Source organism: Exiguobacterium sp. s131, assembly GCF_018617345.1.
Lineage (GTDB): Bacteria > Bacillota > Bacilli > Exiguobacteriales > Exiguobacteriaceae > Exiguobacterium > Exiguobacterium profundum.
In genome coordinates this window covers 655,719-681,243 of record NZ_JACSJX010000001.1, presented here as the reverse complement: position 1 = coordinate 681,243, position 25,525 = coordinate 655,719, and the positions used below count along the sequence as shown (strand labels likewise).

Sequence of the window (25,525 nt, the reverse complement as noted above, 5' to 3'; positions counted from 1 at the left end):
TTCCCCCTTATAGTAATTCGAAGACACCAGCCGCGCCCATTCCGCCGCCGATACACATCGTGACAACCCCATACTTCTCATTGCGTCGTTTCATTTCGTGCAAGATCGAGACTGAAAGTTTTGCTCCCGTACATCCGAGTGGGTGACCGAGGGCGATAGCGCCGCCGTTCACGTTCACTTTCGATGGATCGATGCCGAGTTCACGGATGACACCGAGTGACTGGCTCGCGAACGCTTCGTTCAACTCGAACAATCCGACTTCTTCTAACTTCACGCCAGCCATCTCGAGTGCTTTCGGAATGGCGACGACTGGTCCGATTCCCATCACTTCCGGACGGACACCGCCGACCGCGAACGAGAGGAACTTGGCCATCGGTTGCAATCCTTGGCGTTCTGCTTCTTCACGGTCCATGACGAGAACTGCTGCTGCTCCGTCGGATACTTGTGAAGCGTTACCCGCCGTGACCGATCCTTTGATTTTGAAAGCCGGGCGAAGTTTACCGAGCGCTTCGATTGTTGAATCGGCACGGACACCTTCGTCATGCTTGACGACTTTCTCCACTTCCGCGACTTTCCCGTCTTCACCGAGTACGTGCTCGATGACCGTCACAGGAACGATTTCTTCCTGGAACTTGCCACCTGCGATGGCTGCCGCCGCCTTTTGGTGACTGTTGATAGCAAATGCATCTTGGTCTTCGCGCGAGATGTTGTATTCAGCTGCGACACGTTCTGCCGTATGTCCCATGCTCATGTAGTACTCTGGTGCCGTCTCCATGATGTGTGGGTTTGGACGGATGACGTGACCACCCATCGGCACTTGGCTCATCGACTCCATACCGCCGGCGATGATGGCCGTCGCTTGACCGATCATGATTTTCGCCGCCGCATCCGCGATGGCTTGAAGACCTGACGAGCAGTAGCGGTTGATGGTGATCGCTGGAACTTCGTGCGACAGTCCCCCCCGGACCGCCGCATAGCGAGCGATGTTCATCCCTTGCTCCGCTTCTGGCATCGCACAACCCATGATGACGTCATCAATCGGGCCTTTATATCCTGAACGCTCAAGCGTTGCCTTGATGGCATATCCCGCGAGCTCGTCCGAACGTACGTTACGGAACGAACCGCGTTTTGCTTTTCCGACCGGCGTCCGTGCGCCGGCTACGATGACTGCTTCCCTCATCTGTTTTGTCCCCCTTTATCAGTTCCGTAGTGGTTTGCCTTTCACGAGCATATGTTGCATCCGTTGTTGTGACTTCGGCTCCCCGATGAGGCTCAAGAAGGCTTCACGCTCGATGTCGAGGAAATACTGTTCATCGACGAGCGTACCGTATGCCAAATCGCCACCACTGATGACGTGCGCGAGTTTCTTCGCAATCTTCAAATCATGCTCTGAAATATAACCGCCGTAGAACATTTCATACGCCGCGAGTTCGAGCGTCGCTTTCCCTGTTTGACCGACGACCGGTAACTTTTCACGAACCGGTGCCGTGTACCCGTCAGCCAGTTCAAGGACCGTCTGTTTCGCATCGAACGTCAAGTGGTCACGGTTCATCGAGATGCCATCGACCGCACGGTGGTAACCGAGTGTCTTCGCATCAAATGCCGACTTCGATACTTTCGCCATCGCAATGTTCTCAAATGTCTGTTGCGCAGCCTTCTCGATGTTTTGCATCGATTTTGGTGTCTGCTCAAGGAGACGACGGTACGTGTTGACGTTTCCGCCTCCACCAGGGATGAGGCCGACACCGACTTCGACGAGACCCATATATGTCTCAAGCGCGGCTTGCATACGGGCTGCCGGTAAGCTGATTTCCGTACCACCACCGAGCGTCATGCCGTATGGTGCGGCAACGACCGGGCGACTTGAATAACGAATCTTTTGAACGACTTGTTGGAACTTGTTGATGATCCAATCGAGTTCGAACCAGTTCTCGTCTTCTGCTTCCATGAGCATCATCGCAAGGTTGGCTCCGACACAGAAGTTCTTGCCATCGTTGGCGAGGACCATTCCTTTGAAGTCTTGCTCGACGCGGTCGATCGACTGTTCGATCATCTGCATGATGTCGACACCGATCGCGTTGTTTGGTGATGTGAATTCGAGTGCGACGACGTCATCGCCGATATCGACGAGGCGTGCCCCACCGTTCTCTAGGATGATGCCGTTTGATTTTGCGAGCGGCTTGAGTTTCAATTCTTTCGGGTTGACGGTCTTCTCGACATACGCCTTCGACGCTTTATCGTAATACTGGTCTCCCTTATAGAATGACGTGTTGCCTGCAGCAAGCATCTCATCGATCCATGCCGGGACGTCATAGCCTTCCGCTTTCATACGCTCGACTGATTTCTCCACACCGAGGGCATCCCACATCTCGAACGGTCCAAACTTCCAACCGAAGCCCCACTTCATCGCATCGTCAATCGCAACGATCGTATCGGCAATCTCACCAGTGAGACGTGCCGAGTAAGCGAGCGTCTTCGCCGTGATTGGCCAGAGCAATTGTCCGACGCGACCTTTGTTCAAGATGGCACCTTTCAATTTCGCTTTTGAGCCTGGAAGTGACTTGATTTGATCGAGCTCAGGACCTGTAATCGCTTTCAATTGTTCGTATTCGAACGTCTGAAGGTTCAACTCCTGGATGACCTTGCCTTCTTTCTTATAGAAGCCTTGACCGGCCTTTTGTCCGATCCAGCCTTTTTCGACGAGTTGCTTCATTTCTGAAGGGACGTCGAACGCGTCCTTCTCTTCCCCAGCTTCGAGCGTCTCGTAGACGTTACCCGCCACGTGGACGAACGTGTCGATTCCGACGACATCGAGTGTGCGGAATGTCGCCGATTTCGGACGACCGATGAGTGGACCTGTGATCGAGTCCATCTCTCCGATTGAAGCGTTTTGTTTGAGCATCTCTTCAAACGTGACGAGAAGACCATATGTCCCAATCCGGTTCCCGATGAAGTTCGGTGTGTCTTTTGCTTCGACGACACCTTTGCCGAGACGGTCTTCTGCGAAACGTGACATGAAGTCGATGACCGGACGGGCTGTCTTCTCCGTCGGGATGAGTTCGAGCAACTTCAAGTAACGTGGTGGGTTGAAGAAGTGTGTCCCGAGGAAGCGTGATTTCAATCCTTCCGGAAGGGCACTTGCCATCGCTTCGATGGAAATCCCTGACGTGTTCGAGCTGAGAATCGCATCTTCACGGATGTAAGGTGCAATCTTCTCGAAGAGTTGTTGCTTCACATCGAGACGTTCGACGACGACTTCGATGACCCAATCCGCTTCTTTCAAACGCTCTAAGTCATCTTCTAAGTTCCCGACTTCGATGAAGTTGAGATGATCGGCTGTCGCAAGTGGTGCTGGATTTTGTTTCAGTAGTTTTTGACGGTTTTCTGAGGCGATGCGATTGCGTACTTCTGGTGACTCCAGCGTCAACCCTTTCGCTTCCTCTTTAGATGTCAATTCACGTGGTACGATGTCGAGCATGAGCGAACGAATCCCCGCGTTCGCCAAGTGAGCCGCAATCCCCGCCCCCATTACTCCTGAACCGATGACGACCGCAAAACGAATTGAGTTCGTCAAACGGAGGTCGGTTGATTGTTCGATGTGACTCGTCATAGTGTTCCCCCCTAAAATGAGAATGAATAGTGATTCATTTCACGCGTAAAAAAAATCGCAATCACCATCGTGTTTACTCTTCTATCATAAATGAATGAACATTCATTCGCAAGCGTTCATTTTTCAATTTCATTCCATTTTTTGAATGAGCGATTAGTTTTCAATGGGTGTGGTATAGACAAAAAGAGTCAAATTCAGAAAGGGGAATGTATACATGCATGATAATCGTTTAAACACTGTCGGTAGCCGAAAGGACTTTGAGTCGTTTAAGAAGAAAGCCCAAGAACAGGCACACCAACCGGGAATCGATTCGAAGATGGAGCCTTTCCCGATCTATGAACGGGAAGATTATAAAGGTAGTGACAAGTTAAAAGATAAGGTCGCCATCATCACCGGTGGGGATTCCGGAATTGGAAAGTCGGTCGCCATCTTTTTCGCCCACGAAGGTGCGAACTCCGTCATCGTCTATAAAGACCAAAACGAACTCGAGGACGCGGAAGCGACGAAAGAACGGATTGAGGACTTAGGTCAAGCCTGTCTCTTGCTTCAAGGCGACCTCGGCGAATCTTCTTTCTGTCAACGAGTCGTTGAAGAGACGCTCGAGACGTTCGGTCGGATTGACATCCTCGTCAATAACGCTGCCGAACAACATCCACAGGAGTCGCTCCTCGATATATCAGACGATCAACTCGAGAAGACGTTCCGCACGAATATCTTCAGCATGTTCTACTTAACGAAAGCAGCGCTCCCCTACTTAAAAGAAGGAGCGAGCATCATCAATACGACCTCGATCACAGCCTATGAAGGAAACGACCAATTGATTGACTATGCATCGACGAAAGGTGCCATCACGGCATTCACCCGCTCGCTCGCCAAAAACTTGGCGGACAAGAAGATTCGCGTCAACGGGGTCGCCCCGGGACCGATTTGGACACCGCTCATCCCGTCAACGTTTGACGCGGAGAAGGTGAAATCGTTCGGCGATTCAGCAGAGATGAAACGACCGGGGCAACCGGCCGAACTCGCACCGGCGTATGTCTATCTCGCAAGCGATGATTCGACATACGTCAGTGGTCAAGTCATCCACGTAAATGGTGGAACCGTGATTAATGGATAATTGTTCGAAGACTCAGTTCGTAGCTGAGTCTTCTTTTTGTGCAGTTCATCCAGAAGAACATCAAGAACTTTTCTTTTGGCTGTCCGATCAAATCGGTCCAGATTTTTGGGTAAGTGAGGACGAGAACAAGAAATCGTAACACCTCCGCTACATAGAAGACCGAATGTATCGACGTTATCCATACATCAAAAAGCACGAACATCCTCGACGAATGTTCGTGCTCATTTTATTTCTTCACCATTCCCTTTAACACGAACGCCACGTTTGCCGGGCGCTCTGCGAGACGGCGCATGAAGTAACCGTACCAGTCACGACCGTATGGCACGTAGACACGGACTTTGTATCCTTGGCGCACGAGCTCGAGTTGACGCTCGACGCGGATGCCGTATAACATCTGGAACTCGAACTGGTCGAGTGGAATGTTGTTCTCTTTGACGTGCTCGATGATGGCGTCAATCATATGGTCATCGTGTGTCGCGATGGATGCGTAGTTCCCGTTCGCAAGATGGAGTTTGACGAGCTTCACGTAGTTATGGTCCACGTCCTCTTTTTCAGGGAACGCGACCGTCGCCGGCTCTTTATATGCCCCTTTGACAATGCGGAGGTTCGGCTTGAGCGGCGCAAGATGATTGATGTCATCTTCCGAGCGGTACAAGTACGACTGGATGACCGTTCCGAGACCGTCGAATTCAGCTTTCAGCTTTTTGAACAATTCGAGCGTCTTTTCACAACGCTGCTCATCTTCCATATCGATGGCCACAAAGACCCCGACTCGTTGTGCGACCGTCAAAATTTGACGCATGTTGTCTTCAATCAACTCGTCCGAGATATCGAATCCGAGTGACGTCAGCTTGAGTGACATATAGGCGTCTAATTGCTCTTCTGCCATAATTTCAATCGCACGCATGATCTCGTCGCGATTCGTATTCGCCTCTTCGACCGTCTTAATAAATTCCCCGAGATGATCGACCGTGACCGACAACCCTTTCGCGTTCAATTCGCGAATCGTCGGGACAGAAGCCTTAAAGTCTTCCCCTGCTACAAAGCGTGATGCACCAAATCGTAGGCCATATTTCTTTGCCAAACTGTTGAGTGTTTTGTTTTGTGACATGTAGATAAATCCATCGCGCAACACTTTTTCCATCTGATTTTCCCCCTTACTTTTACACCCATCTATCTCTATGATGATGTCTGCAATTATTATGACACACAAACGTCATTTCGTCTGTATTTTTGTAACCGTTTGCAGCACTTTCTTCCCAACTTTTCAAAAAAGACAGACGTCCCGTAGGACGGCTGTCTTATAGGCTTGTCGAAGGTGCGACATAGAGTAAAATACTGAGGAAGATGAACACGCTTCCCGCTAGGACGAACAAGTGCCAAATGGCATGGTTGAACGGCAGTTTTTGCCACACGTAAAACACGATACCGACCGAATAGGCGATCCCTCCTGCGAGAAGAAGCATGAACCCTTGATGACCGAGTGATTCATACAACGGACGGATGGCGATGATGCAGATCCAGCCAAGTGCGAGGTATGTCACATTGGACACCCACATGTACTTTCCGGTCGAAAATAGTTTCCACACAATCCCGAGAATTGCCACACCCCACACGATCCCGAATAACGTCCAGCCGAGCGTCCCGTGAAGGGTCACGAGGGCGAACGGCGTATAACTTCCGGCGATGAGTAAGTAAATCCCCGCATGGTCGAACACTTGCAACACCCGCTTCGCCCGTGGATGCGGAATGGCGTGCATGAGCGTCGAGAAGAGATAGAGTAAAATCATCGATGCCCCGAACACACTGACCGCGGTGACGTTCCATGTGCTCCCACTCTCTGTCGCGCTCATGACGAGCAGGACGAGGGCGACGATGCTGAAGATGACTCCCAGGCCGTGCGTGACCGCGCTCGCAATCTCTTCCCCGAGCGTGTCGGCATGGAGCATCTCTTTGAGTTGTTCTTGTTTCATGTGCTCCCACCTTCCGTAACTGTTCTTTCTAGTATGGACATTTCCCGATTTAAACACAATCAAAAACACGGGCTACCGATTAGCCCGTGTCGAGATTATGCGACTTCTTTCACCGGAACGTCACATTCCATTTGTGCTGCTCGCATCGCGCGTGCCCGTTTGTGGAACAAGACGAGAAGCGTCAACGTGCCGAGTGTCGAGATGACGTACGGAAGAACTCCGTCCAGCTTGAAGCCGATTGGCGCCGTCAAGATGTAGAACCAAACCGCATACAACATGAACGTCCCCGGAAGGAGCGCGATATAGTGATTGCGCCCTTTAATGTAAAGGTACATCGCCCCGACGAACAGTGCGATGACCGCCGTCGTCTGGTTCGCCCAGTTGAAGTATTGCCAAAGCATTTGGAAGTCCATGTTCGTGAGCACGTATGAGATTGCGAAGAGTGGGAGTGCGATCCAAAGACGTGACGAGAACTTCTTCTGTGCGATCGACATGTAGTCCGCGATAATCATTCGGGCGCTACGGAATGCCGTATCGCCTGACGTGATCGGTAAGACGATGACTCCGAGAATCGCGAGCGTGCCGCCGATGCTGCCGAGCATGAGTGTCGCCACTTCTTGCACGACGAGTGCCGGAGTGCCCGCACTGATGAGTCCAAGTAATTCACCCGGCTCAAAGATGGCCATCGCCGCTCCAGCCCAAATCATCGCGATGACCGCTTCGGCGATCATCATGCCGTAGAAGATTTCACGACCGTTGCTTTCTTTCATCGTCGTCCGCGAAATGATCGGTGACTGTGTCGCATGGAAACCAGAGAGCGCCCCACACGAGATCGTGAAGAAGAGGAGCGGCCAGATCGGTAAGCCGTCCGGATGCATGTTCGTCAATGTCATCTCTGGAATCTTGTATCCTTGAGCGAACAAGCTGACCGCAATCCCGATGGCACTGATGACGAGTAGCGCCCCGAAGAACGGGTAGATACGTCCGATAATCTTATCGACCGGGAGAAGCGTCGCCAAGATGTAGTAAGCGAATACGGCGAAGATGACGATGGTGAGCGTCGATGCGTTCCCATCGAACAAGTTGTTGATCATGTTACTCGGAGACGTGACGAACACCGTCCCGACAAGAAGTAAGAGTAAGAGTGCAAACCCGTTGACGATATGGCGGAGCGAACGTCCGAGGAACTTCTCCGCTAGTTGTGGCAAGTGTGCCCCATTGTTTCGAAGGGAAATCATTCCTGTCAAATAGTCATGAACCGCACCGGCAAAGATCGATCCGAAGACGATCCAAAGGAAGGCGACCGGTCCGTAGAGCGCCCCCATGATCGGTCCAAAGATTGGTCCGACACCGGCGATGTTGAGCAATTGAATCATCGAGTTCCGTTTTTTGCCCATCGGCACGTAGTCGATGCCGTCCTGAGACGCATAGGCAGGAGTCGTCCGCTCTTCCTTGATGCCGAACGTCTTCTCGACGTAACGACCATATACCAAATACCCGACCAAAAGTAGTGCGAGTGCGACGAAGAATGTAATCATCTGTCAGTCCCCTTTTCCGTACATATGTAGCCGAACCCCATCGGCTCTTCGGTTTACACGTGTCATGTAACCGATTACATGTTTGATTATACATAAGACTAGATGATAATGTAAGGGCTTTCATTCACATTTTAGACACTTTTATTCGACAAAAAACGACGCCCGATTCGGACGTCGTTCTGTACTTATTTCAAGTTGAAAGTTGATTGTTTTGCGCCAGAACCATCGTAGTCACTCGCGATGACTTTGTACGTCCCTTTCGCAAGGCCTTTTTTGAATGTGAACGTATACGTACCAGCCCAGCTCGCCTTCACTTTTGCGACTTGCTTGCCTTTGGCGTCTTTCAAGAGGACCGTCGCGCCTGGTGTCGTTTTCCCGATCAAGGCACGCGTACCCGCTTTCACGCCTTTCGTGTTCTTCGGCGTCACCATCTTAGGTTTCTCAATCACAAATGACTCGGATTCAACTACTTTACCAGAAACATCTTTCGCTTCGATTTCATAGCTTGCCGCAACGAAACCAGCACGCTTCGTGAATTCGAATTTACCAGATGCGTCTGCCGTCGCATAGGCGATTCGTTTTCCGTCCCGCTTCAACACCATTTTCGCACCTGGCGAAGACGTTCCCTTCAGTACTGGCGTATTGGCATACGTCAAACGTTTCGAGATGGCAGGCGCTCCGACAAATCCGTCTCCGACGACTTTCGTTTCCGTCATCGTCTTCCCGTTCAATTCGCTTTCAATCGTCAACGACTGACGAAGTTTGAGTGGCTTGACCGTCAAACGGTACATGCCTTCTGCATCGGCTGTCGTCGTGGCGAGAACCGTTTGGCCATCTTTCAATGTCACGTTCGCATTTGGCGCCGTTTTCCCGGTTACAACTTTTGCACCCGGTTTGATCACATCGACCGAAAGCGTCAAATCAACCGGTGTTGCCTCGAGCTCCGTCGTATAGGTACGGAAGAGACGACCTGCCGCATCTTCACGCGTCGCGTCCGTCGCTTTGATACCTTCGTAAAGGTTCAAGTACTGCTTACCCGCATCCGCTGTTTCAAATGTCACCGAACGTTTCGCGTCTGCGACAATCTTCCAGTTGTTGTCGGCTTTGTAGTCCAACTTGTCTTTACTTTCGACAATGTAGTCCGAGATGACGTTACGTGTCTCATACGCTGAGCGATAGACGATGTTCTTCCCGCCACCAAGGCCTGGGAACGATGAAGAACCTGCGCGATAGTTGTTCGTCGCGACTAAGAACTCTTGGTCCATCTTGATCGGTTGTCCATTGTACTCGACGTTCTTCACGCGATTCGCGTTTTCGTTGACGAGCTTTCCGCCGACATCGAACTTCGCAGGACCTGTGACATCGATCTCATACGTCAAACCGTCGAGAATATCGAAGTTGTAGCTACGGAATTGAAGGTTGAGTAAGTTTTCGCCATCTTCTTCGATTTGGTCAAACGCACCCGCTGACATCTCGAGCCAATCCATGACATCTTTTCCTGTCACTTTGACGACTTCGAGCGTGTTCGGATACACGTAAAGGTCCGCGACGTTTTTCAAAGCAATTTGCCCTTTCGGGATATTCGTATAGTAGCTTGCATCTGTCAATTCACGTCCACCCGCTTTGAACGGTGCGCCTGCTGACAAGAGTGGCAACTCTTTATATGCAGAAAGTTCCGGGTTCGTTTCAAGCTCTTTCTCGACATACCACTTCTGTGCGTTCGTCACGAACTGAACCGATGCATCATCACGGACGAGTGCGAAGTAGCTCTGGATGTCATCTTGAATCTCACCGACCGGTTGGTTGATGTAGTCGATCGTCGCCAAGTGGTCGTCTTCGATCAACGCTTGAATCGTCGGGTCGACCGCCGTATCAGCCGTCACCGTATCGAGTGCTGCTGACGCATCGACGATTTGCCATTTCCCTTCTACGAGTTCAAGTTCAAAATCGATGACGCCGAGGTCCTTCCCTTGGTTGTTCGCCATGACGACCGGTTTGCCATTGATCGTCCCTTTTGTCATGTCGACGTTCGGGAATGAAGCGAACATGCCTTTCGCATCCGGGAAGCGACCATGTTGGTGCCCCGTCATGACCATGTCGAGTCCGTCAATCTTCGTGAGCGCGTATCCGACGTTCTCTTCGCTGTCGAGTTGCTCGTCCGCGAGCGCCGCACTGTCACCGATGCCTGAGTGCGCGAGGGCGACGACGACGTCCGCTCCCTGGTCTTTCAATTTTTGAACCGCTTCACGTGCGGACGGGATGATATCCTCTGCCGTCACACGGCCTTGAAGGTTCCCCGAATCCCATGACATGATTTTCGGAGGGACGACTCCGAATACGCCGACTTTGATCGTATGCGTTTCCCCATCCAAGTCTGTGACCGTTCGTTCGATGATTTGGACCTCTTGTCCATCCACGTTGAACTTCGAGACGATTGGGTTGCCTTCTAAATCTTTGACGTTCGAGTTGACAAAACGCAGTTTCCCTTTCGACCCTTCCATCGCGTTGTATAAGAATGCGAGACCGAAGTTGAATTCATGGTTCCCGAGTGTGACGGCATCGTAGTTGAGTGCCGCCATCGCCTTGTACATCGGATGTTCGAACGCTTCATTTTTATCGACTTGGCTCTCACGGACGTAATCGCCAAACGGTGTCCCTTGAATCGTGTCCCCGTTATCGAACAAGAATGTGTTCGTTTCCCCAGCGGCTCCACGATGTTCCTTGATGAGTGTCGCGACTTTCGTCAACCCGATTGTGTTGTCGATCTTGTCTTGGAAGTAGTCGTAGTTCGTGATGTTCGTATGTAAGTCTGTCGTCTCTAAGAAACGGAGCTTGACGATATCCTCGTCCACTTCTGCCAAGACGTTCGGTGCCTGTAGTGGCAAAACGGTTGGTAACACGAGCGCGGTCGCGATCGACCATTTCAATGCGGTTTTCATGTGATTGTCCCCTTTTTCTGGTTGATAATTGTCTAACCATATTCAATATAACACCAGCCGTCTTTCCCTCCTATTAAAATTTTGTATAAAAATAGACCTAATTTCCTTTACAAAAATTAGGTCTATCCTCCTATTATTGTTTGATACGAACAGTGAACGGTCCATCGCCTTCAATTTCTTCAAATGTGACCGATACCGGGTACGCATGTTTCCCGTGAACCGGCTCTTCAAGACGAATCATCGTGAAGCCGACCACGTCCTCCCCACTCACGAGTTCAAGCGGGAGCTTCTCGACGTTCAAATGGCGGTCGTAGCCGTTGCGAAGGAGAATCGTCGCCGTGACGTCCGTCTCTTCCTTCTCCACCGATACGAGCATCAAGTTGAACTCGTTCTCCCCGACTGGCGGCGTCGAGATGTTCGTCCGCATGAGCTGTTGCCATGCACGTGTCGAGAACTTCGTCTCTTCTCCCGGTGACACGGGCTGAAGCGGGTCAATCGGGTTCATTTGGAAGACGAGTCGGAGCGAGTCGTACGACTCCACTTCCCCGAACATCTCATCCAAGAAGAAGTCCAAATAAACCGGCTTGCTCGTCCACGCCTCAAAGCTCGGCAGTTCAGAACGTCCGAGGACCTTCCGTCCGATTGGGACGTTATTCGCGTCTAGCAAGAGGACCGGCAATTCGTTGATCTCGAACGAGCTCGGAAGCGTGTTGCGGAACAACGCCACGATCGACAAGTCATGCCCGATCGACTCGACGTTCAATAACTCAATTGAGAGCTGATTATCGAGAAGTGGTGGAAGTCGTTTCGCATGATAACGGAAGACGTACTCGTCCTCTTTCGGGATCCCCATCGCGTCGTCGATGACGAGCGTCAATTGGCGCCCTTCCTCTTTATTTCCTGTCTCAATCTGTTTACGTTTACGAAATCCTAACATTATACTTCCTCCTCTGCCATCTCAGCGAAATAACGGTCGAGCTGGCATAGTTCCGTCGTCACATCCCGGGCGATATTGATATACGTCTGTTCGAAGATTTCCAGTCCTTCTTTTCCGAACTGACGGCTCGGGTCTTCCTGACCGTAGCTGCGAAGCCCGATCCCTTCTTTCAATCCGCTCATCGTCGTCAAATGGTCCGTCCACTTCATGTCGACGGCGCGGAGAAGCGACTCTTTGGCGAAGAGGACGATGTCGTCCTGTTCGAGGCGCGACGCCGTCGCAGCGATGATCGTCTCCATCCAGTCGTTTAAAGCATCCTTCAGTTCACGCGTATCGGCGATGTCTTTTGCCCATGTCGGCTCCTGCATCGTCAAGTAGCGTAAATCATCTTTCAACTCATCGATTGGCCATTCCTCAGGCACGAGTTCATCCGACACATGCATATCGATGCTGTTCTCGAGGGCGAGACGCATCATGCCGAGGACGTTTTTCGTGATGGCATCCGCATCGGCGTTGACGGCCTGGTTACGAATCGTATAGATGATATTCCGTTGTTCGTTCAAGACGTCATCGAGTTTGAACAAGTAGTCCCGAATCGAGACGCCGAGTCCTTCAATCGTCGTCTGCGCATATTCGATAATCTCGATCGCATCTTTCGTTGAGACCTCACCTGTCGCACTCGGCTTCAACTTCTTCTCCACGCGTTCTAGTTTCTGCGCCGCATAACGTTTCACGATCTCATCTTCGAGCGAGACGAAGAACTCGGTCGCACCCGGGTCGCCTTGACGCCCCGAACGACCGCGGAGCTGGTTGTCGACACGTTTTGACTCGTGGCGCTCCGTCCCGATGACGAAGAGACCGCCCGCTTCCTTCGCTTTTGCGTCGAGCGTGATGTCCGTTCCACGTCCGGCCATGTTCGTCGCAATCGTCACTTTGCCGAATTGACCGGCGTCCGCGATGATATCGGCTTCCTGAGCGACCGTCTTCGCGTTCAACACGTCATGCTCGATCCGCTTCTTCTTCAAATGCTTGCTGATGGCTTCCGATTGTGCGATCGAGGTCGTCCCGATCAAGACCGGACGTCCCGTCGCATGTAGTTCTGCCACTTTCTCAGTGACCGCCGCATACTTTTGCTCGATCGTCATGAAGATGCGGTCCGGATGGTCGACACGTTGACGTTCGCGGTTCGTCGGCACTTGGACGACGTCCATGTTGTACGTCTTCAAGAACTCTTGGCGCGACGTCTGGGCCGTCCCCGTCATCCCCCCAACGAGCGGATACATGCGGAAATAGTGCTGAATCGTAATCTCCGCCGTCGTCTTGTTCTCTTCGGTGATGGTGACGCCTTCTTTCGCCTCGAGCGCCTGATGCAACCCTTCTGACAAGCTCCGACCTTCCATGATGCGTCCCGTGAACAAGTCGATGAGTTCGATCTTGTCTTCACGCACGATATAGTCGACGTCAAGTTCGAACAAGACGTTCGCACGGAGTGCCTGGACGAGATAGTGATAGAGCACCTGGTGTGAGGCGCTGAACAGGTTGTCGATGGCGAACAGCTCTTCAATCTTGACGATTCCTTCTTCCGTGAACGTCGCAGATTTCGACTCGAGGTCGACCTCGTAGTCGGTCTCCTCGAACTCAGAAATGATCTGTTGCGCCAACTGTTTCAAGCGGATATGTGACCGGTCCTTCTGCGCGATGATGAGCGGCGTCTTCGCCTCATCGATTAAGATGCTGTCGACTTCATCGACGATGGCGAAATGGAACGGACGTTGGACCCGTTCTTCCGGCTTATGGACAAGGTTGTCACGCAAGTAGTCGAATCCGAACTCTGTCCCGACCCCATACGTGATATCCGCCTGATATGCAGAACGCTTCTCGTCCGCTTCGATGTCCGGGACGTTCAAGCCGACCGTCAACCCAAAGAAGTCGTGAATCTTCCCAATTTGCTCCGCATCACGTCTCGCCAAATAATCGTTCACCGTGATGACGTGGACGCCTTTTCCTTCGAGCGCCTTGACGTAACTCGGCAAAGCGGCGACGAGCGTCTTCCCTTCCCCCGTCGGCATCTCCGAGATGTTCCCTTCGAGGAGGGCGAACCCACCGATGAGCTGGACGTCATAGTGACGCATGCCGAGCACACGGACTGACGCTTCGCGGACGAGAGCGAACCCTTCTTCCGCGATGTCATCCACTTTCTTTCCATCCAAGAGACGTGCTTTGAGCGTCTCCGTATATGTACGCATCTCGTCATCCGAGAGGGCTTTCATCGTTGTCTCTAATTCATTAATACGCGCGACCCGTCGTTCGTACGCTTTCAAACGCCGGCTTTGATCATTCGTTAACTGTTTTACAAATTGGATCACACTAATAGCCTCCATCTTTCTATCAATTCATCACTTACATACTCGTCTATTATAACGAAAATCGAACCAATTCGGAGACTTTTTTACGAAAACTTCCTAAAAGTTGGTTTTTAGACACGTGAAAACCTATAAATTTTGGTTAATTTTCAAAAAGTATTTGTAAAAATATTTTCAATTCACTATTTGAGATGACGTGAGACCGTGTTACGATGAAAAAAACAGAACATTTGTTCGTAAAAAAGGAGTGGTGACGATGCGCAGACGAATCTTTTGTATCGACAGCGTCTCGTTCTATGCCAGTTGCGAGTGTGCCGCGCGCAACAAAAATCCTTATCAGACGAAGCTCGTCGTCCTCTCGAACCTGCAGGACAGCGGGGCACTCGTCCTCGCTGCGACCCCGAAGATGAAGCAGCTCGGCATCAAGACCGGGTCACGCCGCTTCCACATCGACCGCCTCCCGTGGCACGAACGACGGGACGTTTTGTATGCCGAGGCGCGGATGAGTCACTATTTGAACGTCTCCATCCAAATCATCCACATCCTCCATCAGTTCGCCCCGCCCGAGGCGATTCGCGTCTATTCGATCGATGAGACGCTCGTCGACATGAGCGGGACGGAGCGACTGTTCGGAAGTGACGAGCACGTCGCCCACCTCATGCGTGCGACGATTTTTCGCTATACGGGCATTCCCGTCACCATCGGCATCGGACCGAACAACGTCCTCGCCAAGCTCGTCCTCGATTTGCATGCGAAAAAGAAAGGGGTCGCCACGTGTCTTCTCCAAGACGTCGAACGGCTCATCCATCCGGCGCCGATCGAGAAGATGTGGGGTGTCGGCACGAAAATGGCGGTCCACCTGCAGCGGCTCGGCATCTGGACGATCGGGGATTTGGCCCGTTATCCGCTCGAATCCCTTCATGAAAAGTTCGGTGTCATCGGTGCAGAACTTTGGCATCATGCTTGGGGCATCGACGAGTCGCCGACCATCCTGCCGGCGAGCTCTTTGTTCGGTGCGAAACGGACGCGACCGAAGTCGATCGGACACGGTATCACTCTCATGAAAGATTACACGACGTATTCCGCAATCCGGCTCGTCTTACAAGCGATCGCGGTCGAAGTCGGCATGCGAACCAGGCAAGCGGGACTCGTCGGAGGGACGATCCATCTCGGGGTGCGCTATACGCGGACGAGCGACCGGGCTGGCTTCAGTAAACAAAAGAAGCTCCCCCGCTTCACAGCGGATGAGCAAGAGTTTCTCCCGATCTTATTGCAACTATTTTTAGACGGCTGGGAAGAGACGGAGGCCGTCCGTTACGTCTCGGTCGCTCTCGGCAAGCTCGAGCCACGGAGCGATCACGTCCAGTTATCGTTCTTCGAAGACGAATGGGCGAAGGCGAAACGGCTCGACTTCCTCGATTTGATTGACGGCCTGAACGTCCGGTTCGGTCGCGGCACGATCCGACCGGCGTCGAGCCTACTAAAAGACAGTCCGCTCCGGACGCGCCAACGTCTAATCGGCGGACATAAACAAGGAGGCGATTCCTCATGAGCAAGACCCGCTATCGTGACCGGGGTGAGTTGAAATGGATCCCATTTCTCATGCCCGAGCACGTCGCCCTACTGAAACGTTATTATGCCCAAATCCAAAAGATTGAACTGCCCGACTTGGACGAACAGCTCCTCTATCTTTGGCAGACCGAGCTCGAACGGGCCATCCGTGAAGGCGACCAAGTCGAGGTGACCTTGTTCGTAGACGGCTTGACGACAAGCATGCGCGGCTACGTCCACGCCATCTATTATGCCGAGCGCGAGGTCGAGCTGTTCGATGGCGAGGTGCGCCGCGTCCCGTTCGGCGACATCTTGTCCGTTCGTTAAGACGCCTCGATCGCTTCTTGGGTCGTCTCGAACGTCTCGATCCCGTCGAGTAGCCCATAGTGAGCAAGCGTCGCGCGGACCGATGGCGACAGGTGCGCGAAGATGACGTGCCGGTCGGCCGCTTTCAGTTCGGTGATGACACGCCGCAACTCTTCGACCGCGGTCACGTCGATGACGGGGCAACGATGAAAGTTGAAGATGAACACGTTCGGTTCCCGATGGATGTGATGGAGGACGTGCTCGAACAACTCGACCGCACCGAAGAAGAGCGGGCCTTCGACACTGAAGACGATTTGGCCGTCTCGCGTGACGTACCGTTCTGTCCGTTCGCGCACATCGATCGTATCGGCCATTCGTTTCGCGAAGAGCGCGAGCGCACAGATGACGCCGACCTCGACGGCGACGACCAAGTCGACGAATACCGTCAATAGTAACGTGACGAGAAGGACGAGCGATTCGGATGAACGATGACGCAACATCGTCATCACGTGATGGCGTTCGGACATGTTCCAGGCGACCCGCATCAAGATCGGAGCGAGTGCAGCGAGTGGTACGTAACTCGCGAACGGCGCGAGGACGAGAACCGCAACGAGCACCGTGATCCCATGGATGACCCCGGCACGTCGACTGACCGCTCCCGCCTGAATGTTCGTCGCCGTCCGGGCGATGGCACCTGTCGACGGGATCCCACCGAAGAACGGTGTGATCACGTTCGCGAGCCCTTGCCCGAACAGTTCCTTGTCCGGTTTCATCTTCGTCCCCCCCATCCCGTCGGCGACCGTTCCCGAAAGAAGTGACTCGAGTGCGCCAAGGAAGGCGATGGCGAACGCGGACGGGAGGAGTGTTGTGATCAGGTCGAGGTCGATCGCAAGCCAGTTGAATTCCGGCAGTCCGCTCGGGATGCCGCCGTAGGCACTTCCGATGGTCGCGACCTCACCCGGGATGAGGACACTGACGAACGTCGGGACGAGCATCGCCATGAGTAAAAGCGGTAAACGGAACGGCAGCTTCGGGACGAGCCAAAGCGTCAAAAAGCCGATTCCGGCAATGACGATCGGCCAAGGACTCGCTTCGGGCAACGCCTGACCGAGGCGAAGCAAGTTCTCGTGAAAATGTGGCGCCTTCTCAAACGTGACCCCTAACAACTCATCGAGCTGGTCGACGAAGATGACGACGGCAATCCCGGCCGTGAAACCGATCGTGACGGCCCGGGGCATAAACCGGATGAGCCGTCCGACCCGGAGCACGCTCATGAGGAGCAGCAACATTCCGGCGAGAACGGTCGTGACGAGCAATCCCTTATATCCGTATGCGAGGACGACACCCGAGACGATCGGGATGAACGCTCCCGTCGGTCCGGCAATCTGGAACGTCGAACCTCCGAACAGGCTGACGAGGATTCCTGCGAAGATGGACGTGTAGAGCCCATACACCGGCGGGACGCCTGAGGCGATGGCGAATGCCATGGCGAGCGGGATGGCGACGACACCGACCGTGATCCCGGCCGAGATGTCCTTTTGCCACATCTCACGCGTGGAGAGTGAGTCTTGCATCATACATTCCTTCTTTCCAATCAGTTCAAAAGCGAGTTTAGTGTACGCCTGGAAAGAGGGCTTGTAAACGGATTGAGAAAAACGTTAACAGAATGTACAAAGAACGAGATGGTACAATAGGCATTAGACACACACTGATAAAAGTTAGAATCATTGAACTGATATTACCTTCCGTAACAAAGGAGATATAATCTATGGAAAAACAGTTTGCCATATTAAAAGATTTATCTGAATATCGTACACCGACTGAAATGAAAAATTACTTTGAAGAGGTGATTCAAGCACTGAAGGACGACCGCATGGCTTTAAAGATTTCGAGGTTACGCAAAGGAGAATTCAAAGAGTTTCAAGAGGAGTTTGTACCCGCTTATGTATTTTCCCTCTCGCCTTATTTCCCAAAAGACGCTAAAGCGAAAATCATCATCGGGAATCAAAATTATGACTTTGTCATACTGCATCCAAATGGGACCGAAGAAAAGTTCGAAGTGAGTTCTTACATAAACGGACCACGGGATGTGGAAATTGCACAAGCTTTAAATGAACAAGGGATGTGGATCTCAAGATTAAAAGGTTATGAACAGCTAAAGGAACAGGCTGCCACGTACATTGAAGAAACAAAAAAGAACATGCTGAAAAAATCTCAAAAGGATTATACCCATGCATCTCTATTATTTGAAGTTTCTACTTTTGAATTTTCCGTCATCTTTCACAATGAGTTTGATACCTCTCTCTTGGACTTAGCAAAGTTCATGTACGACACTCCATTCAAAGCAAAACACGTATATCTCATCGTTCAAAATGGAGATGACATTCCGACGGTAGCTTCTAACATCATCAAAGTAAAGTAAAAAGACGCACCTTTCGATGCGTCTCCCTTCAATTCGTCGGAGTCTCTACGACTTGATCGCCGTCTTCTGCGTCTTTTGCCAGCAACTTCACATGACGACCGAATAACCACATGACGACGAGATGGGCTTTCGCCTGTGTCTTCGTATAGAACCACCACGGGAGTGCCGGTACGAACTCATGGATGGCGACGAGTCCTTCATCCGACTTCGGTAAGCGTCTAAACTCGAGACGTCCCGTCTGATCCTCTGCACTCAATTTGACGAACTTGCCCCCGTCAATCGCAAAGGATGCCATATCGTCCGTCGCTTCTTGTTCAAGCGATAGATGAAGCGCGACGAACGACGGATCGAGCAGCGCGATCTCCCAATCATCGTCTTCTTTCGTCGTCTGAATGAGCGGATACATAAAACGACCGAGCCACTCGAAGTACGTGTCCGCCATCCAAAGCGCCGACTTTTCTTCCGGCAGACCGAACCGCTGAATCGAACGGACCGTATACGATTTCGGTTGCTTTTTCTTCTTACCGCCCGAGGATTGCTTCTCTTCTTCCTCAAGCGCATGTTCGACCGCCTGTTTGAATGGAATCTCACCCTGTCCGATACCTTCGACCGTATCTTCTGCCACCATCGCGTGCCCCATGCTCTCGACGAGCGGATAGACGGTCGCCTTCGGTTCACCCGTGACCGCCATGACCCACAGGCGCGACAGTTTGATTGTCGGGAACGGGAAGTCGATCAAGACGCGACGCTTGTCCATGACTTCGGCTGTCTGTTCGATCATCTTCCGATACGTCATCACCTCGGGACCCCCGATGTCGATATGACGGTCATAAAGCGACTCGGCACCGACGACCGAGATGAGCGCCTGAACGGCTTCACGGATGTCGATCGGATGTGTCTCCGTCTTCGTCCAGCGTGGCAAGATCATCGTCGGCAACCGTTTGACGAGCTTCGCTAAAATCGGGAACGACGAACCTTCCGGACCGATGATCAGTCCAGCTCGAATCGTCGTTACCGGTACTCCCTGTCCGCCGAGAATGCGTTCGACCTCAAGTCGACTCTTCAAATGACGCGACAACGTCTTCTCTTGCTTCGGGATGATTCCGCTCAAATAGACAATCTGTTCGATGTCGTTCGCCTTCGTCGCCCGGGCGAAGTTGTCCGCAATGAGCGCATCCATGTCCTCGAACGTCGCTTGCGTCAAGCCGCCGTCCGGAATCATCGAGTGCACGAGGAACATCGCGTAATCCGCGCCCTCGCATGCTTCTTTGGTTGCCTCATATGAAAATAAGTCACAGGCACGCCATGTGATATGGGCCTCATCTTCTTTATTTTTCGTTGATCGCGATAACGCGATGATGTCGTACTCTTCTTTTAGCTGCTCCATCACGTTCGAGCCGATATAGCCGCTCGCCCCCGCAATGACAATCGTTTTCCGCATAATGGTCACTCCCCTAATTATTCGCATAGAGGTAATGTACCCTTCTTTTTTAAAAGATAAATCAGTCTAAGTATGTAGAGCCTGCTCGACCGATTCATACTAAAATGAGAATAATTAGAAAAAGGAGGGATATTCATGGGATTTTGGTACTTTCTTTTGCTTGGGTTGGGAATTATCCTCATCGTGCGAGGGATTGCAAGTAGCGCGAAACAAGGTGGATTGATTTTAGTCGGGCTTGTGATGGTCGGGGTATCCATATTTATGTTCCAAGATGGCAGCGCGGACTTGGTCGCGAATTGGTTGGATCAAATCACCGGTCGATAAGTCATGTCCTGCGAATCACAGCAAGATAAATTGACGATCCGATGCTTTGTATGAAAAAGACAAGCATGACAAAGTAGATGAAATAATACTGATCGAAAACTTGAAAAATTGCGACGAGGGCGACACCAACATAGACACCGATTGACAACATCGAATAAGAAATCGATTTGACTTTTAAGGCGATCTGTCGCCCTCGTTCGTCTTGTGATTCGATTTTTCGTTCAAAGTTCGCCTTATAAAGTTCTGAGACAATTACACCAACAATCAAGACAAGAATTCCATACAGCAATACTTGATCCATCTTCACTCCTCCTCATATGTAAATAATGCGGGTAGTTCTTCATCGAGTACCGCCGCAATTTTGAACGCAAGGATGAGCGACGGGTTATACTTGTTTTTCTCAAGTGCAATAATCGTTTGACGACTTACTCCGACTGAATCAGCCAATTGTTGCTGGGTCCAGCCTTTCTTTGCACGACTGAGGAATATTTGATTTTTTAACGTCACCATCGCCTCCTCATTGTATTCAAGTTCAGTGTAAACTATTTTTTACTAAATGTTAAGAATATATTACATAAAAATGATTAACCAAATATACCCTTTAGTATGTGGCTATTATCTCAAGTTGAATCGTCTGAAATGACACTACATTACAATGTGACTTTTATAAGGAAGGAGCTCGACAATGAAACAGTTCAAACGAGTAGGTGTTGTGGCGTTATTCGCCTTGATTGGATTTGCTCTTTTCCATTATGCGACCGAGTCGAAGACAGGTTCCGCTGCATGGACGACGGAAGTTGCGACACATCACTTCAAAGATATCTTAGAAGCGCAGCGAGAGGCGATTGAAGCGCATACTCCTCTTGAGAATATCGAGCGAACGAAACTGTCACACGAAGATGACGTCGTCCGGCTCCTCCTCGGTCAGCGGGATTGGGTCGAGCAATTCCACTATACGATTCAGGAGGTACAAGTGGATGAAAAAGGTGGACTTCTATACGCAAACGCGTATGTGACAAGAAATCTTCAATTTGAGAGCGGGGTCACGACCGGGCTTGGTGACGAGATGACGATTCAATTGAGGTCTCCGAATGAGGCGATCGAAGAGGTAGAGCTCGACAATCATAGCGTGACACAATCAGGCCAACCCTTTTTCAAACGCTGGATCAGTCGAGTGTTTGACTGAACAAATCCCACTTTCCGATTGGAAAGTGGGATTACTGTTAAAACGATAAATCTAAACCAGTACCATCATCAAGAAGTTCTCCGTTTTTAGCGGTATAGTCGGCACGAATCTCGGCTCGCTTCAGGATGTCGTTCTCTTGTAACGCAGACATCCACGTTCGAACGCGTTCTTCGTCATCGGCTTCCGGCTCCCGATGAAGCGTCAATAAGATTGTCGGCGAAACGTCGGCTGTCTGATAGGCGATTGGATTTGCCGAGGAGACATCGAGTTGTCGGATACTTTCTTCGTCATATAGGACGACATAGGTGACGTCTGCACCAAACGCCGTATCAATCGAATCTTCAATCACCTCTGTGACCGCATCTTCCCATTTGGATGAGAGAAACGTATCAACGATTTCTCCGGTCGATTCATTCTCGTAAACATAAAATTCCGTTCCCGTCACCGAATCCACCGCAATCGCCGCATACTCAAACGGAAAGTTTCCCATGTTGTCGAATAATACGTCCTCTGTCACTTCAGCATCTTTGAATCGCTCGAGTACATATGATTCAGCCATCTTCATCACTTTTGCTTCCTCATCGGGATCTGGTTGCATCGACCGATAAAAGGCAAATACCAACCCCGCCACCCCAATCACAATCACACCAAATCCGACCAAAAGCCACTTCAAGTAACGTTTCATATCGACTCCTCTCATAACTGTTTGTTCATATGGACGCTTCTTGGAATCCGAGTCGTTTATATAATCGCTGTGCGTCTGGATTCGTACCGAATACACTTAGTCCAATGGATGTTGCGCCAAGTTCTTCTGAGACCACTTTTTCAAGTTTCTCAAACACCGCTGTCGCATACCCTTGCCCACGGTACGTCTCTTCAATCAAAATGTGATAAATGAAGATGCGTTTCGATTCAGCTTGAAACGCATACCACAAAATTCCGACACGAACATCTCCGTTCATCACATGAACAATCGTCTGCCCTTCCCCGGGTTGATTGTCTGGGAAGAGGTCCCGAATCAATTGAGTCGATTCCTCTTGTGCCAACACCATCGGAAGTTGATAGTTGCGCGCGACATCTTTTGCATAATCGTCAATCAACCAAGTCACATAATTCGCGATTTCTGGTCCCGTCATCCTGGCAAAATGAATGGTCATCTGTTTACCCCTAAACGTTTTCCCTTAGTGTAACATACAATTTTTGGAATCACCGTTTCTAGTGAAGTTCAGGATTTTGTAAAATTATCGTATGTTATAGGCGTGAATTCAATTTCATATGCTTCACCAAGCGCTACTTGCAAACGCTCCGAAAGTAAGTCTCCTTCACGATTATGTTGCTCCACCTTGATTTCCCATCCTTTAGCAAGTGCATCCGTGTCCCAGTCAATCCATTCTCCGAATCGACTAACCCATTCATAGAAATCACGCTTCAATTGGTCAGAAATCGTAAACTCATTCAATTCTATATTGTATCGACAGGTCGCACACCATGTCGGGTCCGCCCCCACATCCGCCTCTATCGTAATTCTTTTCAAATTTTCACAATCACAAATCCTTTTCATTCATTCGCCCCCCCAGGTTTAAGGTTAGATTCTGCATACTTATTCAAAATTAGGAAGATATCCTTTTGATTTATTCAGTCGAGAAATGTAGAGATGAAAATGGTGTGCAGATTATCTTTCATACAATTGATGGCTTAAGTGGATTAGATGAGACTAGTTGGTTATTCCCTTATTCAGTGACACGAACTAAAGAAAACCATTGGTCTACGCGAACAAATGATTTTCTAGGTTTAATATAAAGTGTCTTTAGCAACTTCATTTGTTGGATCTAGAACAAGAATTTTTTCCGCGATGGACTTTGCTTGTTCATCACTTACAATCTTTTCTGGGACGATGTTCAGAAATAACAGGTTCTCTAAGCGCTTCACATCTGCAGCATCAGTCAAATCCACGGCTCTTTGAGCATGGTATAAGGAAGAGGTATAAGCCCCTTCAATGTGGCAAAGGGGCTGTGATAGGACTTGAAAAGCTAAGTCATGTAATTTATCGTCCTCTGTGTCCAATAACAGATAGACGAGTACGGAGTAATTCGACAGATTTTCATTATCATACGCCAAAGTTAATAAATCATTTTTAAATGTTTTAAAATCAGTAGTTTGATAGATGTCTTTTACTTCTTTAAACCGGCCTGACACAATTAAAGTTTCTAAATTATTTGACACTGTTTATTCACCTACGCATTACTTATTTCTTTTTCTCCATGGATTATGGTAATGAAGCATTTGTGCACTTATAAAGATTAATTTTGGATATAATGGGTTTAAATGTTAAAATTAAAAATCGAAAGGGGACTTTAAATGATCCAAAAAATCTTATGGGTACTATTGATGATGGGGTTAGCTCTATTTATTATTACTTTACAAATCAATCGATTGGGTGAAATGACACCGGAGATACAAATGACATTATTTATGTCGCTAGGAATTGTTGTCGTATTATTTATTCCACCACTCATCATGTCGTTCTTTTCAAATCCAATTATTTCATATCTAAACATTGCATACCAGGGAGTAATCGCTATATCTTTTTTAGGAATGTTGCCTATTGGTTTTATGATTCCAAACGGTATGTTTACAGCGATTATAGCATTGCTTGGGGTCGGGATTAGCTCGATGAGTATCATAACAATTTTAAGAACTAAAGAACTGAGTATTAGAAACTAACATACAAATATTCAAGTGAAAGTTAAAAGTGATGTGCTGATGTCTATGCTGTTCAACTATAGTGAATACTAAAACAAAAGTCGAACCTGTTTAATTAGGTTCGACTCTTTTCATGCCTTCGGAGCCCAATTGTTTTCATAGCCATTTTGAACGGCATAGTGATACAAATGAATGAGTTTCGATTCTTTGTATGTAGACATGTATTCTGCCGTACGCAGTTCATGATTTCGTTCTACCAAATTGTAGAGATAATCGATATTCGCTAATCGATTTTTTTTACTCGTATTACATGTCGGGCATGACAGCACAAAATTCCATAAGACATCATTTTGCATATAAGACCACGGAATGAAATGATCCACGTGAACTTGTCTCACAGGCTTTAGGCAATAGAAGCACATTGAGTGCCCGTGACTTAATAAAATTTGTTTAAACTCCTCAAGCGACTGACGGGCAGACACAAACTCCAGCTTGCTCAAGATTCGTTCCATCGCATCTTGGGAATTGTATTTTTCTAAAAAGATGGCTAACTGATAGTTTGTCACGTTCATGAGAATACGCTTATATTTTTCAAAGAAAACGACATACGCTGGAACGAGTTGAATCCATTCTTCTTTTCGATTGAAAGAGTAAATCGTTTCGTTAAAAGAGCGATAGAAAGAACCGTATACGTATTTTTTATAAAACTGATTCACGTTCCGAATCAATTGATTTTGTTGATGCTCTGGTAAACGGTCAAAGTTCCAATCTGACGGAATGTTGTGTTCTTTCTGAAAGGAGACCATCGCTTTTTCAACAGCGCTCTGCTTCCCTAGTTGATTCATCTGGGTCAGCCCATGCTTGACGATGAGATTCCAATAGATTTTCGTCACATGCTTGGCAATTTGATGAAATGACACAACACCTGATTCATTCAATTCTGTCGTACATTCAAGTAACGCCTTCATCAATACGTGTTTGTACGTCGTTGTATGAGAGGCGTTCATCAGAAATTGTTGTGTAAAGCGCCATAAGTCCGATTCAGTTAAATACACATCTTTCGCCTCAGCGACACTTAAATCCCATCCCAACGACTCCACCTCCATCCATTACAC

The 25,525-nt window shown here is 49.8% G+C and carries 24 protein-coding genes; 7 read left to right on the top strand and 17 right to left on the bottom strand.

What is annotated here, in order from left to right; all coding sequences use genetic code 11:
- Positions 1-7: 7 nt before the first annotated feature.
- On the bottom strand, positions 8-1,180 hold the full coding sequence (locus KNO69_RS03585; RefSeq protein WP_012726865.1) for an acetyl-CoA C-acetyltransferase: 1,173 nt from the start codon (positions 1,178-1,180) through the stop codon (positions 8-10).
- Positions 1,181-1,198: 18 nt separating this feature from the next.
- Positions 1,199-3,610, bottom strand: coding sequence for a 3-hydroxyacyl-CoA dehydrogenase/enoyl-CoA hydratase family protein (locus KNO69_RS03580; RefSeq protein ID WP_214683893.1), 2,412 nt, complete (start codon positions 3,608-3,610; stop codon positions 1,199-1,201).
- Positions 3,611-3,824: 214 nt separating this feature from the next.
- Here KNO69_RS03580 and KNO69_RS03575 point away from each other — a divergent pair, with 214 nt between their 5' ends.
- Positions 3,825-4,727 carry an SDR family oxidoreductase gene (locus KNO69_RS03575; protein WP_214687164.1) on the top strand — a complete coding sequence of 301 codons (903 nt, stop codon included), beginning with the start codon at positions 3,825-3,827 and terminating at the stop codon, positions 4,725-4,727.
- Between the two features lie 226 nt (positions 4,728-4,953).
- Here the strand turns inward: KNO69_RS03575 and KNO69_RS03570 are convergent, their stop codons facing one another.
- The 6 genes from KNO69_RS03570 to secA2 form a co-directional block, all read right to left on the bottom strand.
- Entirely contained in the window at positions 4,954-5,871 is a 918-nt protein-coding gene (locus tag KNO69_RS03570; protein ID WP_078147281.1) for a proline dehydrogenase family protein, read from the bottom strand.
- A gap of 157 nt (positions 5,872-6,028) precedes the next feature.
- Entirely contained in the window at positions 6,029-6,700 is a 672-nt protein-coding gene (gene trhA / locus KNO69_RS03565) for a PAQR family membrane homeostasis protein TrhA (RefSeq protein ID WP_012726872.1), read from the bottom strand.
- 95 nt (positions 6,701-6,795) lie between these two features.
- Entirely contained in the window at positions 6,796-8,238 is a 1,443-nt protein-coding gene (locus KNO69_RS03560) for a carbon starvation CstA family protein (protein ID WP_078147282.1), read from the bottom strand.
- A 185-nt stretch (positions 8,239-8,423) separates the two neighbouring features.
- Positions 8,424-11,177 (bottom strand): bifunctional 2',3'-cyclic-nucleotide 2'-phosphodiesterase/3'-nucleotidase, encoded by a 2,754-nt coding sequence (locus KNO69_RS03555; protein ID WP_214816143.1) that lies wholly within the window; start codon positions 11,175-11,177, stop codon positions 8,424-8,426.
- A 133-nt stretch (positions 11,178-11,310) separates the two neighbouring features.
- Entirely contained in the window at positions 11,311-12,114 is an 804-nt protein-coding gene (locus KNO69_RS03550; RefSeq protein ID WP_047795105.1) for an SLAP domain-containing protein, read from the bottom strand.
- Positions 12,114-14,480: an accessory Sec system translocase SecA2 gene (gene secA2 / locus KNO69_RS03545; RefSeq protein ID WP_214816140.1), complete on the bottom strand. Its 2,367-nt coding sequence runs from the start codon at positions 14,478-14,480 to the stop codon at positions 12,114-12,116. Before secA2 ends, KNO69_RS03550 begins: the two co-directional genes overlap by 1 nt.
- Positions 14,481-14,733: 253 nt before the next feature.
- Here secA2 and KNO69_RS03540 point away from each other — a divergent pair, with 253 nt between their 5' ends.
- Both KNO69_RS03540 and KNO69_RS03535 read left to right on the top strand, forming a co-directional pair.
- On the top strand, positions 14,734-16,029 hold the full coding sequence (locus KNO69_RS03540) for a Y-family DNA polymerase (protein ID WP_214816137.1): 1,296 nt from the start codon (positions 14,734-14,736) through the stop codon (positions 16,027-16,029).
- On the top strand, positions 16,026-16,355 hold the full coding sequence (locus KNO69_RS03535) for a YolD-like family protein (RefSeq protein WP_078147286.1): 330 nt from the start codon (positions 16,026-16,028) through the stop codon (positions 16,353-16,355). Before KNO69_RS03540 ends, KNO69_RS03535 begins: the two co-directional genes overlap by 4 nt.
- Here the strand turns inward: KNO69_RS03535 and KNO69_RS03530 are convergent.
- Positions 16,352-17,908, bottom strand: coding sequence for a SulP family inorganic anion transporter (locus KNO69_RS03530; RefSeq protein ID WP_240499840.1), 1,557 nt, complete (start codon positions 17,906-17,908; stop codon positions 16,352-16,354). The two genes, KNO69_RS03535 and KNO69_RS03530, sit on opposite strands and share 4 nt — an antisense overlap.
- A gap of 194 nt (positions 17,909-18,102) precedes the next feature.
- Between KNO69_RS03530 and KNO69_RS03525 the strand changes: the two genes are divergently transcribed.
- Entirely contained in the window at positions 18,103-18,756 is a 654-nt protein-coding gene (locus tag KNO69_RS03525; RefSeq protein ID WP_214683887.1) for a hypothetical protein, read from the top strand.
- Between the two features lie 28 nt (positions 18,757-18,784).
- Here KNO69_RS03525 and KNO69_RS03520 read toward each other — a convergent pair whose 3' ends face one another.
- Complete coding sequence (locus tag KNO69_RS03520; RefSeq protein WP_214816134.1) at positions 18,785-20,197, bottom strand: NAD-dependent epimerase/dehydratase family protein; 1,413 nt, start codon at positions 20,195-20,197, stop codon at positions 18,785-18,787.
- A 135-nt stretch (positions 20,198-20,332) separates the two neighbouring features.
- On the opposite strand from KNO69_RS03520, the gene KNO69_RS03515 reads away from it, so the two are divergent.
- Complete coding sequence (locus KNO69_RS03515; RefSeq protein WP_012726888.1) at positions 20,333-20,521, top strand: hypothetical protein; 189 nt, start codon at positions 20,333-20,335, stop codon at positions 20,519-20,521.
- A gap of 1 nt (position 20,522) precedes the next feature.
- Here KNO69_RS03515 and KNO69_RS03510 read toward each other — a convergent pair whose 3' ends face one another.
- Both KNO69_RS03510 and KNO69_RS03505 read right to left on the bottom strand, forming a co-directional pair.
- Positions 20,523-20,822 carry a hypothetical protein gene (locus tag KNO69_RS03510; RefSeq protein ID WP_078147289.1) on the bottom strand — a complete coding sequence of 100 codons (300 nt, stop codon included), beginning with the start codon at positions 20,820-20,822 and terminating at the stop codon, positions 20,523-20,525.
- Positions 20,823-20,824: 2 nt separating this feature from the next.
- A complete protein-coding gene (locus tag KNO69_RS03505) occupies positions 20,825-21,031 on the bottom strand; it encodes a helix-turn-helix transcriptional regulator (RefSeq protein ID WP_012726890.1) in 207 nt (68 codons plus the stop codon).
- A gap of 175 nt (positions 21,032-21,206) precedes the next feature.
- On the opposite strand from KNO69_RS03505, the gene KNO69_RS03500 reads away from it, so the two are divergent.
- On the top strand, positions 21,207-21,707 hold the full coding sequence (locus tag KNO69_RS03500) for a hypothetical protein (protein ID WP_214816131.1): 501 nt from the start codon (positions 21,207-21,209) through the stop codon (positions 21,705-21,707).
- Between the two features lie 37 nt (positions 21,708-21,744).
- On the opposite strand, the gene KNO69_RS03495 is transcribed toward KNO69_RS03500, so the two are convergent.
- From KNO69_RS03495 to KNO69_RS03480, 4 genes are all read right to left on the bottom strand, one after another.
- On the bottom strand, positions 21,745-22,392 hold the full coding sequence (locus KNO69_RS03495; protein WP_214816129.1) for a hypothetical protein: 648 nt from the start codon (positions 22,390-22,392) through the stop codon (positions 21,745-21,747).
- Between the two features lie 25 nt (positions 22,393-22,417).
- Positions 22,418-22,864, bottom strand: coding sequence for a GNAT family N-acetyltransferase (locus KNO69_RS03490; protein ID WP_214816126.1), 447 nt, complete (start codon positions 22,862-22,864; stop codon positions 22,418-22,420).
- A 68-nt stretch (positions 22,865-22,932) separates the two neighbouring features.
- Complete coding sequence (locus tag KNO69_RS03485; protein WP_214683882.1) at positions 22,933-23,268, bottom strand: hypothetical protein; 336 nt, start codon at positions 23,266-23,268, stop codon at positions 22,933-22,935.
- A gap of 230 nt (positions 23,269-23,498) precedes the next feature.
- The gene (locus KNO69_RS03480) at positions 23,499-23,930 is read right to left on the bottom strand and encodes a hypothetical protein (protein WP_214816123.1); all 432 of its coding nucleotides are present in this window, start codon (positions 23,928-23,930) and stop codon (positions 23,499-23,501) included.
- Between the two features lie 135 nt (positions 23,931-24,065).
- Here KNO69_RS03480 and KNO69_RS03475 point away from each other — a divergent pair, with 135 nt between their 5' ends.
- Positions 24,066-24,431, top strand: coding sequence for a hypothetical protein (locus KNO69_RS03475; protein ID WP_214816119.1), 366 nt, complete (start codon positions 24,066-24,068; stop codon positions 24,429-24,431).
- A 110-nt stretch (positions 24,432-24,541) separates the two neighbouring features.
- Here the strand turns inward: KNO69_RS03475 and KNO69_RS03470 are convergent, their stop codons facing one another.
- Positions 24,542-25,501, bottom strand: coding sequence for an HNH endonuclease (locus tag KNO69_RS03470; RefSeq protein WP_214816117.1), 960 nt, complete (start codon positions 25,499-25,501; stop codon positions 24,542-24,544).
- Positions 25,502-25,525 lie beyond the last annotated feature (24 nt).